A 12,613-nucleotide genomic window follows, 5' to 3' on the forward strand; every position below is an offset into this window, starting at 1 on the left:
ACCGATCCTTCCAACGTCACCCCGGAACCTTTGTCAGCAACCGGCCCACGATGTGGCGCGGATCGACGCCGAGAACCTCGCACAGGTCGATGAACTCGATCACGTCCAGACGGCGCTCACCCGATTCGTATTTGCTGATCGTTGACTGCGGCAGCCCAAGTGCCTCGGCAACCTGAACTTGCTTCAGGCCCTTCTCCTGACGGGCCTCGCGCAGGAGTTCGCGCAAGCGCCGTTGGCGTTCGTTGTAGATCGAGGGCCGCATAACGATGCGTATGCCCCCGTTTGCAAAATATCCCATTTTAGGATATTCGGTTTCAGGATACCCATCGCAGCACCATCCTGAATACCGGAGTATATAGTTCTGCGAAAACTCCTCTACATACGCTTGCGTGTTGAAAACGGCGCGGTTTCGGTTGTAAAACCGGGTCGCATGATTCAACCGCGCCGCCCCTTGTCCGCCGCCGAACGGTTCGACTGGCTCCGCCTGATCCGGACGGAGAATGTCGGGCCGATCACCTTTCACCGCCTGCTGGAGCAGTTCGGCAGCGCCCGTTCCGCGCTGGAGGCGTTGCCCGATCTCGCCAAGCGCGGCGGACGGACCAAACCGTTGCGCATCGCCGCGAAGGCCGATATCGAGCGCGAACTGATCGCCAACGAGCGCCTCGGTGCCCGCCTGCTCTGCTCCTGCGAGCCGGACTATCCGGAACCGATGGCCGCGCTGGACGACGCGCCGCCTGTGGTGTCGGTGCTCGGCCACCCGCATCTGCTGAAACGCCGTGCGGTCGCGCTGGTCGGGGCGCGCAACGCCTCGATGAACGGCAAGAAGTTCGCCGAACGGCTGGCGCGGGAGTTGGGAGAGGCCGGGCTGCTGGTCGTCTCCGGGCTGGCGCGGGGAATCGACACGGCGGCCCACGCCGGGGCGCTCGGCACCGGCACGGCGGCGGTGGTGGCGGGCGGCGCCGACGTCGTCTACCCGCCGGAGAACGAGAGGCTCTACCGCGACATAGTGCAGCAAGGCGTGGTCGTGGCGGAAAGCGCCGTCGGCACCACGCCCCAGGCCCGGCATTTCCCGCGCCGCAACCGGCTGATCTCCGGCCTGTCGCTGGGGGTTCTGGTGGTGGAGGCGGCGCTGCGCTCCGGCTCGCTCATCACCGCCCGCATGGCTTTGGAACAGGGTCGGGAGGTCATGGCCGTTCCCGGTTCTCCGCTCGATCCGCGCTGCCAGGGCACCAACAACCTTCTGCGCCAGGGAGCGGCCCTGGTGGAAGGGGTGGACGACGTTTTGCGGGCTCTGGAAAGCCTGTCCCCACCCGCCGTGCGGGAGCGCCAGGGCGACCTGTTCGCGCCGGCACGCCCCGCCCCGCCGTCCGAGTCGGACCTGGAGGCGGCGCGTACCGTCATCCTGGAAAACCTGGGCCATACGCCGGTTGCCATTGACGAACTCGTCCGCGGGTGCCAATTGTCCGCTCCGGTGGTGTTGACCGTCGTGCTGGAACTTGAGCTTGCGGGCCGGGTCCAGCGCCAGCCTGGGAATCAGGTGAACCTGATCTGATCCCGATCCGCACCGCCGGTGTTTGGGATAGGCACATTCAGGGGCGCGGACTCTTGCCGGGCAGCAACGTCGTCATCGTCGAATCGCCGGCCAAGGCGAAGACCATCAACAAGTACCTTGGCTCGGACTACACCGTGGTGGCCAGCTTCGGCCATGTGCGCGACCTTCCGGCGCGCGACGGATCGGTGCGTCCGGACGAGGACTTCGCCATGGACTGGGAGCTGGGCGACCGCTCCAAGCGCCACATCGACGAGATCGCCAAGGCGGTCAAAGGGGCCGAGCGCGTCTATCTCGCAACCGACCCGGATCGCGAAGGGGAAGCCATCGCCTGGCACCTGTCGGAGCTGCTGCGCGAAAAGCGGCTGATCGACGATTCCAAGGTCCAGCGCATCACCTTCAACGAAATCACCAAGACCGCCGTCCAGGCCGCGCTGGAAGCCCCGCGCGACGTGTCGCGGGAGCTGGTGGACGCCTATCTGGCGCGCCGCGCGCTGGATTATCTGGTGGGCTTCACCCTGTCGCCGGTGCTGTGGCGCAAGCTGCCGGGCTCCCGCTCCGCGGGCCGCGTGCAGTCGGTGGCTCTGCGCCTGATCTGCGAGCGCGAGTCGGAGATCGAGGTCTTCAAGCCGCAGGAATACTGGACCATCGAGGTGGGCTTCGCCACGCCCGGCGGCGCCTCCTTCACGGCCCAGCTCACCCAGCTCGACGGCAAGCGGCTCGACAAGTTCGCCCTGCCCGCCCGCGAGGCGGCGGAGGCCGCGGTGGCGCGCATCAGCCCGCAAGCCTTCTCGGTCGCGACGGTGGAGCGCAAGCAGAGCCGCCGCAACCCCTCCCCGCCCTTCACCACCTCGACGTTGCAGCAGGAGGCCTCGCGCAAGCTGGGCTTCGGCGCCACCCGCACCATGCGGACCGCGCAGCGGCTGTACGAGGGCGTGGACATCGGCGGCGAGACGGTCGGCCTCATCACCTACATGCGAACGGACGGCGTCAGCCTGTCGCAGGAGGCCATCGAGGGCGCCCGCAACCTGATCGGCTCCCATTGGGGCGAGCGCTACGTCCCGGCCCAGCCGCGCGTCTACAAGACCGCCGCGAAGAACGCCCAGGAAGCGCACGAGGCCATCCGCCCGACCGACCTGTTCCGCCGCCCGGAGGAGGTCGCCTCCTACCTGGAAAACGACGAACTGCGGCTGTACGAGCTGATCTGGAAGCGCACGCTGGCCAGCCAGATGGAAAGCGCCGTGCTGGATCAGGTGGCCGTGGACATCGCCTCGCCGTCGAAAGACGTGGTGCTGCGGGCCACCGGCTCGGTCGTCGTCTTCGACGGCTTCCTGAAGGTCTATCAGGAGGACCGCGACGACGGCGCCGCGGACGACGACCAGGAGCGCCGCCTGCCCCCCATGGAGCAGGGCGACGCCCTCGCCCGCGGCGACATCTCCCCGGAACAGCATTTCACCCAGCCGCCGCCCCGCTACACCGAAGCGAGCCTGGTGAAGAAGCTGGAGGAGCTGGGCATCGGGCGCCCGTCCACCTACGCCTCCATCCTCCAGGTGCTTCAGGACCGCAATTACGTGCGGCTGGACAAGCGGCGCTTCATTCCGGAAGACCGCGGGCGTCTGGTCACCGCCTTCCTGAAGAACTTCTTCAACCGCTATGTCGAGTACAACTTCACCGCCGACCTGGAGAACAAGCTCGACGAGATTTCCGACGGGCGGATCGACTGGAAGACCGTTCTGCGCGACTTCTGGCGCGCCTTCCACGTCGCGGTCGACGGCACCAAGGACCTGACCATCACCCAGGTTCTGACCACCCTGGACGAGGAACTTGGGCCGCACTTCTTCCCGACCAACGCCAACGGCGACACGCCGGGCCACGACCCGCGCGTCTGCCCGGTGTGCAGCCAGGGCCGGCTGGGGCTTAAGCTCGGCAAGATGGGCGCCTTCATCGGCTGCTCGCGCTACCCGGACTGCCGCTACACCCGCCCGCTCGCCGTCGCCAACGACGAGAACGGGGAGGCTCAGGAAGGCCCGCGCGAGCTGGGCAACGATCCGGAAACCAGCTTGCCGGTGACCGTGCGGCGCGGCCCCTACGGCGCCTACATCCAGCTCGGCCCGCCCCCGGTGGCCGCCGCCCCGGCCGAGGTCGTGGCCGAGGAGGCTCCCGCCGAGGGCAAGAAGACCAAGGGCAAGAAGAAGGTCAAGGTCGAGGAGCCGAAGCCCAAGCGCGTCTCCCTGCCCAAGGGCATGGCCGCGGCGGATGTGGATCTCGACACGGCGCTGAAGCTGCTGGCCCTGCCGCGCAGCATCGGCAACCACCCGGAGACGGGCGAGGACATCAGCGCCGGCATCGGGCGCTTCGGCCCCTATCTGAAGCACGGCAGCGTCTACAAGTCGCTGACGCCGGATGACGACGTGCTGACCATCGGCATCAACCGCGCGGTGGACCTGCTGGCCGGCGCCGCCAAGAAGGCGTCCGCTCCCGCCAAGACGTTGGGCGACCACCCGAAGACCGGCAAGCCGGTCACCACCGGCTCGGGCCGCTTCGGTCCCTACGTCAAGCACGGCTCCGTCTACGCCTCCATCCCCAAGGGCACGGAAGCGGACAGTGTGACGCTGGAGCAGGCGCTGGAGCTTCTGGAGGCCAAGGCCGCCAAGGATGCCGCCAAGAAGGGCAAGGCCCCGAAGGACGCCGAACCCGCCGCGGCGGACGGCGCAGAGGCCCCCGCCAAGGCCGAGAAGGCGACCAAGGCCAAGGCGACGGCCACGAAGAAGGAGCCGGCGAAGAAGGAAGCGGTGAAGAAGGCCGCTCCGAAGAAGGCTGCCGCCAAGAAGGCCGAAGCGGGGGACGAGGAAAAGCCCGCCGCCGCACGCAAGCGGGCGTGATTTTCCCCTCTCCCGGGGCGGGAGAGGGGACATCTCCAGCCTCTACCGGACCCAGCGCATGACGTTGCCTTCGAACGGCGTCCAGGCGCCGACGGTCACTCCGGCGGCGCGCAGGGCCTTGCCGGTCCATTCGTTGCAGGTCTCAATTGGGCTGTAATGGCCGACCGCCTCGTAGAAGAGGTCGGTCGTGCCATAGCCGCTGCCCGGCAGGGGAATCACGCTCCCCTGCCCGTCCCGGCGGAAGCTGCCGCGCACGAAGGCCGCCAGAGCGCGGTACTGCCCCTCCCCCAGCACCAGCGCGCCGCAATCCGGGCTGCCCGCCGGGCGGTGCATCGCGTAGACGTGCATCACCGATGGGCCGCCGCCGAACAGGGCGGACAGGGCCGTGGACAGGCGCAGGTCCGACCACCGGCGGGTTTCCAGATAGAAGGCCCGGTCGCCCCAGCCGAAGGAGAAATGGCTCGCCCAGGGATCGGCGCCCGGAAAATCGCTTCGCCGCAGATCCGCGGTCCAGTCCGCAAATCCATTGACGGCGGGAAGCACCAGATCGGTGTGGACACCGTTGGTGCAGACGAAGACTTCCACGCCATCCCGCGCCGCGGGCCGCCCTTCCACCGGAAGACGCGCCAGCGCCGCAGCGGCGAGCAGATAGGCCCCCGCCCCAACCACCGGACCGGCCAACGCCAGCAACACCCCGCCCCGGACGATCCCCATGGATGCGCTCCCGCCACGCTTGGCACGGTTCTGGCGTGTCTTTGTGGCGGAGCCGTGGCGTCGAGGTTGGATTCGCCGCGCCCAGGGCTTACTTAAGCGATCCACCTTCCACGGCACGGATTCCCTTGACCGACACGCCCCGCCGCCCCGGCAGTTTTCCCGATAAGGACACGGTCCTCTCCTTCATCCGCTCCAGCACCACGCCGGTCGGCAAGCGCGAGATTGCGCGCGCCTTCAAGCTGTCCGGCAGCGACGACCGCGAACGCCTGAAGGATCTGCTGAAGGAACTGGAGGCCGACGGCGCCGTGGAGCGCGGGCGGAACAAGCGCGTCGCCCCGCCGCAATCGCTCCCGGAAGTCGCCGTGTTGGAGGTGACCGGCGTCGATCCGGACGGCGAGGTCTCCGCCCGCCCGGTCACCTGGACCGGCGAGGGCAACCCGCCGCGCATCTTCCTGATGCCGGAGAGGAGGGGCCATCCCACGCTGGGGGCGGGCGACCGGGTGCTGGCGAAGCTCGCCCGCATCAACGACCGCCTCTACGAGGCCCGCACCATCCGCCGCCTGGACGGCACGGTCGGGCGCGTGCTCGGCGTCTATTACCCGGCGGCGGACGGCGGGCGCATCGTCCCCACGGACAAACGCAACAAGACCGAACTGCTGGTCCTGCCGGCCAACCGCAACGACGCCGAGCCGGGCGAACTGGTGCTGGCCGACCTGCTGCCCGCGGCCCGGCTGGGGATGCCGCAGGCCCGCGTGGCGGAGCGGCTGGGCCACACCGCGGAGCCGCGCGCGGTCAGCCTGATCGCCATCCACACCCACGGCCTTCCCACCGACTTCCCGCCCGCCGCCATCCGCGAGGCGACGCACGCCGCGGTGCCGTCCCTGACCGGGCGGACCGACCTGCGCGACCTGCCGCTGGTGACCATCGACGGGGCCGACGCCCGCGATTTCGACGACGCGGTGTGGGCGGAACCGGACCCCGACCCGGCGAACCAGGGCGGATGGCACCTGCTGGTCGCCATCGCAGACGTGGCCTATTACGTGCGCCCGAACTCCGCGCTGGATCGCGCCGCCTATGAGCGCGGCAACTCCGTCTATTTCCCCGACCGCGTCGTCCCGATGCTGCCGGAGGCGCTGTCCAACGACCTCTGCTCGCTCCGCCCTCACGAGGACCGCGCCTGCTTCGCGGTGCATCTGTGGATCGACCGTCACGGTGTGTTGCAGCGGCACCGCTTCGTGCGCGGCCTGATGCGCTCCGCCGCGCGGTTGACCTACGAGCAGGTGCAGGCCGCCCGCGACGGCGCGCCGGACGAGGCGACCGCGCCGCTCCTGGAAACGGTCATCGCCCCGCTCTACGGCGCCTATGCGTGCCTGTGGGCGGCCCGACAGAGGCGCGGCACGCTGGAACTGGACCTGCCGGAACGGCGCGTGCGGCTGGACGAGCGCGGGCGGGTGGCGGAGATCGCCGCGCGCGAGCGGTTCGACAGCCACCGGCTGATCGAGGAGTTCATGATCTGCGCCAACGTCGCGGCGGCGGACAGTCTGGAGCGGGCGAACATGCCCGGCCTGTTCCGCGTGCACGACCAGCCGTCGCTCGACAAGCAGGAGACGCTGCGGGAGTTCCTGACCGGCATCGGCTACGCGCTTCCGCGGGTGCCCCGGCTGACCCCGGCCCATTTCACCGCGGTCCTCGACCGCGCCGCCGGCACGCGGGAATCGCAACTGGTCAGCGAAGTCATCCTGCGCAGCCAGTCGCAGGCCGAATACAGCCCGGAGAACATCGGTCATTTCGGCCTGTCGCTGGACCGCTACGCGCATTTCACCTCGCCGATCCGCCGCTACGCCGACCTGATCGTGCACCGCGCGCTGATCCGCGCGCACGGGCTGGGGCCGGGGGGGCTGGACGACGCGGCCATGGCCGGGCTGACCGACATCGGCGAGCACATCTCGATGACGGAGCGGCGCGCCGCCACGGCGGAACGCGATGCCATCGACCGCTTCACCGCCGCCTTCCTGGCGGACCGGGTGGGCGCCCTCTTCGCCGGACGGATTTCCGGGGTCACCCGCTTCGGCCTGTTCATCCGGCTGGACGAAAGCGGGGCGGACGGGCTGATTCCCGCCAGCACCCTGCCCGACGACCAGTACGAGCATGACGAGCGCGCCCACGCGCTGGTCGGCCAACGCACGGGGCGCATCTACCGGCTGGGCGCCACCGTCAAGGTGGTGCTGACGGAGGCCGATCCGCTGACCGGAAGCACCCTGTTCGCGCTGCCCCGCAGCGAAGCGGATTTGGCCGGGCGCTTGGTTGGCGACGCCAATCATCCGTTGCAATCCGGCCACGCCCGCAGCGCCCCGCAGGGCACGCGCTCACCGGGGCGCACAACCCAAAAGCAACGGAAGCGTGGCCGCTGAGTCACAGTGGTGGACATTCCGCAACAAAGAGTCACGCCCCCGTCTTTTGTCCCGCCAGCCCTCTTTTCTGAAGTGCTATTCCTTATCCGTTCGAATCCGGCGGGTGACCGTCCGGGTCCGCCTGTGGGAAAGGAGGCCGCGTACGGCGCGCCATGGGCATACGGAAACGAGGATTTTCGCCGGGATTTTTGCCGGGAGGGCGCCTGTCGATCCCGCTTGCGGCCGCCGTGCTCGCCGTTGGCCTTGGAAGCCTCGGCGGGACGCTGCCCCGTCCGGCCGCCGCCGCAGTCCAGCCCGCCTTCATAAGCGAGCAGGTCTTCGCCGTCGCGTACGGCAAGATCGCCGAAGTGTATCTGCAACAGGTTGATTTCGGCCGCCTCGGGCTGGACGGGCTGAAGGGCCTCGCCATCATCGACCCGACCGCGCGCGCCGAACGGCAGGGCAACACCGTACGCCTGTACGTCTCCGGCGGCCTGATCGGGGAATACGCCGCCCCCTCCCCCTCCGACTCCGCCGGATGGGCCGCCCTGACCACGAAGGCGGTGGAACGCGCGCGCCTCTATTCCCCCATCCTCTACCAAGCCGCGCCGGAGCGGGTTTATCAGGTGATCCTGGACTCCGTGATGACGGATCTGGACGGCTACTCCCGTTACACCGGCACCCAGCGCGCCACCAGTGAACGGGCCCAGCGCGAGGGCTATGGAGGGATCGGCCTGTCGCTGGAAACGGTGAACGGGCGCACCCTGATCCGCGACGTGCTGCCGCGCAGCCCGGCGGACCGCGCCGGCATCCGCAACGGCGACCAGCTTCTGGCCATCGACGGCGATCTGACCGCCCGCCTCAACGAGTCGGATATGCGCGACCGGCTGCGCGGACCGACCGGCACCATGGTGCTGCTGACCGTGGCGCGCGACAGCAACCCGCCGCGCCGCGCGCCCATCCGGCGGGAACGGGTGGTCCCCAACACCGTGAACAGCAGCGTGTCGGATCAGACCGGCGTGCTGAAGGTGGACCGCTTCAACGCCGCCACCGCATCGAACCTGCGGGACGCCGTTCTGTCCACGCGCCAGAGCGTGGGCAAGGGCCTGCGCGGCTTCGTGCTGGACCTGCGCGGCAACCCGGGCGGCCTTCTCGACCAGGCGGTCGCCGTGGCCGACCTGTTCATCGCCCAGGGCAAGATCATCACGACCGAAGGCCGCCACCCCGACAGCCGCCAGCGCTTCGAGGCCGGTCCCGACGACATCGCCGACGGGCTGCCGCTGGTGGTGCTGGTGGACGGGCGCTCCGCCTCTTCCGCCGAGGTGGTGGCCGCCGCGCTCCAGGACTCGGGCCGCGCCGTGGTGGTGGGCGCCTCCTCCTACGGGAAGGGCAGCGTCCAGACGGTCACCCGCCTTCCCAACGACGGCGAGCTGTTCCTGACCTGGAGCCGGATCTACACGCCCGCCGGCTACACCCTGCACCGCCAGGGCGTGCAGCCGACGGTCTGCACCAGCCGCACAGGGCAGGACGACCCCGTCGCCCTTCTGTCAGACCTGCGTGATGGCCGGGCGCGCCCGATGACCCAGTTCGCCGGCTGGCGCGCCCGCGCCGCCGACGATGAGGACGCCCTGGCCCGCCTGCGCGAGGCCTGCCCCTGGAAGGAACACGAGCCGGAATTGGATCTGAAGGTGGCGTTGCGCCTTCTTTCGGAGCCGATGCTGTACCAGCGCGCCGTCGCCCTGTCCTCCACCAACACGGTGGCGGAGCGCTGATTTACTACCCCTTGACATCGCGGCAGTAGTGGGTATCTTCCCCCGCTACGACGCCGCCCCGCCGGGCTGGCGGGTCACGGATTTTTAGTCGGGATTGAGATCATGGCGAAGCAGAACACCGTCCTCATCAAGCTGGTGAGCACGGCTGACACCGGCTTCTTCTACGTGAAGAAGAAGAACCCGAAGAAGACCACCGAGAAGCTGTCGTTCCGCAAGTACGACCCGGTGGCGCGCAAGCACGTCGAGTTCAAGGAAGCCAAGATCAAGTAAGGTTTCCCCGGACCGCCGGAATCAAAAAGGCCGCCTCTTGGCGGCCTTTTGCGTGTCTGGGTACGTTTTGCGTGTCTGGCTTTACGTCCGGGTTCGGCGCGCCGCCCGATCAGGGCGCCAGCAGGGCGTTGGCGCGGGGATCGGCGACGGTGCAGTTGCGCCCGGCCCGCTTGGCCTCGTACAGCGCCTCGTCGGCGCGGCGGATCAGCCCTTCGGCGGTGTCGCCCAGCCGGCCGCCCACCGCCACGCCGATGGACACCGTGACCGGAATCTCGCCCACGTCGGCGGTCACCTTGAACAGCGTGTCGGCGATGCGGGTGCGCAGCCGCTCCGCGACCGTCAGGGCCGCCTCGGCGTCGGTGTCGGGCAGGATCACCACGAACTCCTCGCCGCCCAGCCGCGCCACCAGATCGAAGGTGCGCAGGTTGCGGCTGGCGCGGTGGGACACCTCCTTCAGAACCTCGTCGCCCACGGTGTGGCCGTAGCTGTCGTTCACGACCTTGAAATGGTCGATGTCGAACAGCAGGACCGCCACCGGCTTGTGGCCATCGATCGCCCGCTCCAGCAGGCGCGGCAGATGGGCGTTGATGTAACGGCGGTTGAAGACCCCCGTCAGACTGTCGGTCAGGGCCATGGACAGGCTGTGTTCGTAGTTCGCGCGCAGCCGTTCCTGATAGCGCTTGCGCCGGATCTGGGTGCGGGCACGGGCCAGCAGTTCGTTCCGGTCGATGGGCTTGATGACGTAGTCGTTGGCGCCCAGCTCCAGTCCCTTGGCGACGCGGTTCAGGTCGCCCTCCTCCACCACAAGCAGGATCGGCACCTGCCGGGTGCGCTCGTGCGAGCGGAGCTGGGAACAGAGCCGCAGGCCGTCCTCGTTCATCAGCGTCAGGCTGATGACCACGAGGTCCAGATCGTCGCCCAGCGCGCGCTCCAGCGCCGTGGCGCAGGTGCCGGCGGACATCACATGACCATGGTCGCGCTGCAGCGTCTCCGCGATCTTCTCAAGGTCGAGAAGCGAATCCTCCAGCACCAGCACGCGGGCGCTCTCGAAGGATTCGCTGCGCAGCGTGCCGGTCGGCTCGATCACCCCGAACTGGCCGGACGTGGTTTCGCGCAATCGCCATTCGTCCATCATCATCTTCAGGCGGACGAGCGAGCGCACCCGCGCGAACAGAGCGACGTCGTTGACCGGCTTGGTCAGGAAATCGTCGGCCCCGGCCTCCAGCCCGCGCACGCGGTCGGCCCCGTCCGACAGGGCGGTGACCATCACCACGGGGATGTGCATGGTGGCGGGGTCGGAGCGGATCTTCTCGCACACCTCGAACCCGTCCATGCCCGGCATCATGACGTCGAGCAGAACGATGTCCGGCGACTCCCGCCGAACCATCTCCAGCGCCTCGGGGCCGTTGCTGGCGGTGATGACGTCGAAATATTCGCGCGTCAGCTTCGCCGCGAGCAGCTTCACGTTGGGAAGGACGTCATCGACGACAAGGACGCGAGCGGACATGGAACGTGCGACCGATCCCGTGGTGGTTGGTTAGCGAAGGAACTTCTGAACGGCTTCCAGGAACTTCGTCACCGAAATCGGTTTGGCGATGTAGTCCTCGCAGCCGCCCTCCCGGATCTTCTCCTCGTCGCCCTTCATCGCGAAGGCGGTCACCGCGATGACCGGAATCGACTTCAGCTCCGGGTCCTCCTTGATCCAGCGCGTGACCTCCAGCCCCGACACCTCCGGCAACTGGATGTCCATCAGAATCAGGTCGGGCCGATGATCCCGCGCCAGGGCCAGGGCGTCCATCCCGTTGCGGGTCTGAAGCGTCTCGTAGCCGTGCGCTTCCAGCAGATCGTGGAAGAGCTTCATGTTCAGCTCGTTGTCCTCGACGATCAGCACACGCTTCACGGTTCGGTCTTCCATCGGCGCCTTCGTAAGGCTGTTCGGTTCCGCGAGCATCGCGCCGCCTGCGCTCCTGCCGGTAGCGACCACGCTCGGAGTGACCGGTATATCGTGTTCACTGTCCCGCCGCGACGGTTAAATTGTCGTTAGCAATGCGGTCCGAAGCCGGTGCCGCCGCGCGAAGCCGCGAGGATTCCACAGGTTCCGTCATGCGGTCACCCGTTCCGGCGGGAAGTGCAGGTCGATCCGCGTGCCCTGCCCAGGCGCGCCGGACAAGGCCAGCCGCCCGCCATGCGCCTCCACCAGCGACCGCACGATGGGCAGGCCCAGGCCGGTCCCGGCGCCGCTGCGGATGCGGTCCCCCGGCACCTGACGGAAGGGTTCCAGAACGGTGTGGCGGTGCTCCTCCGGAATGCCGATGCCGGTGTCGATCACCGCGATGCACAGCCCGCTCCCGGCCGCCGTCTCCGTGCGCGAGACCTCGACCGTGACGCGCCCGCCCGCCGGGGTGAATTTGACGGCGTTGGACAGCAGGTTCAGCAGGATCTGCCGAAGCGACCGCCGGTCGGCGCGCAGGCGCGGCAGCGGGCGGGGAAAGACCGCGTCGAAGGCCAGCCCGGCGGATGCCAGGGCCAATTCCTGAAGGGCGTAGACCTCGCCCACCACGACGGCGACATCCACATCCTCGTCGCTCAGGTCGATGTGCCCGGCCTCGATCTTCGACAGGTCCAGCACGTCGTTGACGAGTTCCAGGAGATGCGCGCCCGCGGTGCGGATGTTGCCGATGCAGTCGCGCTGCCGGTCGGTCAGCGGGCCGGTGCCCGGATGCAGCAGGAAATCCGAATAGCCGATGATGGCGTTCAGCGGGGTGCGAAGCTCGTGGCTCATCCGGGTCAGGAAGTCGGACTTGGCCCGGTTCACCTCCGCCTGGCGCGCGGCCCAGGCGGCGCGGTGCTCCCGTTCCGCCGGGGATTCGGCGGCGTCCGGCAGCGGGCTGAGCGCGGATGTGGGGCGTGGATGATCTGAAAACGTGTTCAGGGCAGGCACCATTGCGACGGAAAGGCGCAGATGCTGCTGCGGAGACCGCCGTTCGGTCAAGCCCGGCATGGGGGGTGCGACAGGCTGCCCGATCCGTGTTTTCC

The 12,613-nt window shown here is 68.7% G+C and carries 10 protein-coding genes; 5 read left to right on the plus strand and 5 right to left on the minus strand.

The annotated features are described in order from the left end of the window. Positions 1-16: 16 nt before the first annotated feature. Entirely contained in the window at positions 17-262 is a 246-nt protein-coding gene (locus DS843_RS06975; protein WP_149468172.1) for a helix-turn-helix domain-containing protein, read from the minus strand. Positions 263-430: 168 nt separating this feature from the next. On the opposite strand from DS843_RS06975, the gene dprA reads away from it, so the two are divergent. Further along, positions 431-1,552 (plus strand): DNA-processing protein DprA, encoded by a 1,122-nt coding sequence (gene dprA, locus DS843_RS06980; RefSeq protein ID WP_149468173.1) that lies wholly within the window; start codon positions 431-433, stop codon positions 1,550-1,552. Positions 1,553-1,605: 53 nt separating this feature from the next. After that, entirely contained in the window at positions 1,606-4,431 is a 2,826-nt protein-coding gene (topA, locus tag DS843_RS06985; protein WP_149468174.1) for a type I DNA topoisomerase, read from the plus strand. 42 nt (positions 4,432-4,473) lie between these two features. Here topA and DS843_RS06990 read toward each other — a convergent pair whose 3' ends face one another. Then, complete coding sequence (locus DS843_RS06990) at positions 4,474-5,145, minus strand: TIGR02117 family protein (protein WP_149468175.1); 672 nt, start codon at positions 5,143-5,145, stop codon at positions 4,474-4,476. Positions 5,146-5,270: 125 nt separating this feature from the next. Between DS843_RS06990 and rnr the strand changes: the two genes are divergently transcribed. The 3 genes from rnr (at position 5,271) to rpmG (ending at position 9,577) form a co-directional block, all read left to right on the plus strand. After that, on the plus strand, positions 5,271-7,556 hold the full coding sequence (gene rnr, locus DS843_RS06995; RefSeq protein ID WP_149468176.1) for a ribonuclease R: 2,286 nt from the start codon (positions 5,271-5,273) through the stop codon (positions 7,554-7,556). 227 nt (positions 7,557-7,783) lie between these two features. After that, positions 7,784-9,307: a S41 family peptidase gene (locus DS843_RS07000; protein ID WP_149468177.1), complete on the plus strand. Its 1,524-nt coding sequence runs from the start codon at positions 7,784-7,786 to the stop codon at positions 9,305-9,307. Positions 9,308-9,409: 102 nt separating this feature from the next. Beyond that, the gene (gene rpmG, locus DS843_RS07005) at positions 9,410-9,577 is read left to right on the plus strand and encodes a 50S ribosomal protein L33 (RefSeq protein WP_012974790.1); all 168 of its coding nucleotides are present in this window, start codon (positions 9,410-9,412) and stop codon (positions 9,575-9,577) included. A 109-nt stretch (positions 9,578-9,686) separates the two neighbouring features. Here the strand turns inward: rpmG and DS843_RS07010 are convergent, their stop codons facing one another. The 3 genes from DS843_RS07010 to DS843_RS07020 form a co-directional block, all read right to left on the minus strand. Beyond that, positions 9,687-11,084, minus strand: coding sequence for a PleD family two-component system response regulator (locus tag DS843_RS07010; RefSeq protein WP_149468178.1), 1,398 nt, complete (start codon positions 11,082-11,084; stop codon positions 9,687-9,689). Between the two features lie 30 nt (positions 11,085-11,114). Beyond that, a complete protein-coding gene (locus DS843_RS07015; RefSeq protein WP_149468179.1) occupies positions 11,115-11,492 on the minus strand; it encodes a response regulator in 378 nt (125 codons plus the stop codon). A gap of 186 nt (positions 11,493-11,678) precedes the next feature. Further along, a complete protein-coding gene (locus DS843_RS07020) occupies positions 11,679-12,578 on the minus strand; it encodes a sensor histidine kinase (RefSeq protein ID WP_286191980.1) in 900 nt (299 codons plus the stop codon). Between the last annotated feature and the right edge of the window lie 35 nt (positions 12,579-12,613).

The sequence above is a fragment of the Roseomonas genomospecies 6 genome (genome assembly GCF_008365375.1).
Lineage (GTDB): Bacteria > Pseudomonadota > Alphaproteobacteria > Azospirillales > Azospirillaceae > Azospirillum.

What these genes read in the sequence shown, in the direction of transcription:
- rpmG (WP_012974790.1), top strand. Translation starts at nt 9,410, where the DNA reads ATGGCGAAGCAGAACACCGTCCTCATCAAGCTGGTGAGCACGGCTGAC.
- DS843_RS06975 (WP_149468172.1), bottom strand. Translation starts at nt 262, where the DNA reads ATGCGGCCCTCGATCTACAACGAACGCCAACGGCGCTTGCGCGAACTC.
- DS843_RS07015 (WP_149468179.1), bottom strand. Translation starts at nt 11,492, where the DNA reads ATGGAAGACCGAACCGTGAAGCGTGTGCTGATCGTCGAGGACAACGAG.
- DS843_RS06990 (WP_149468175.1), bottom strand. Translation starts at nt 5,145, where the DNA reads ATGGGGATCGTCCGGGGCGGGGTGTTGCTGGCGTTGGCCGGTCCGGTG.
- dprA (WP_149468173.1), top strand. Translation starts at nt 431, where the DNA reads ATGATTCAACCGCGCCGCCCCTTGTCCGCCGCCGAACGGTTCGACTGG.
- DS843_RS07010 (WP_149468178.1), bottom strand. Translation starts at nt 11,084, where the DNA reads ATGTCCGCTCGCGTCCTTGTCGTCGATGACGTCCTTCCCAACGTGAAG.
- DS843_RS07020 (WP_286191980.1), bottom strand. Translation starts at nt 12,578, where the DNA reads ATGCCGGGCTTGACCGAACGGCGGTCTCCGCAGCAGCATCTGCGCCTT.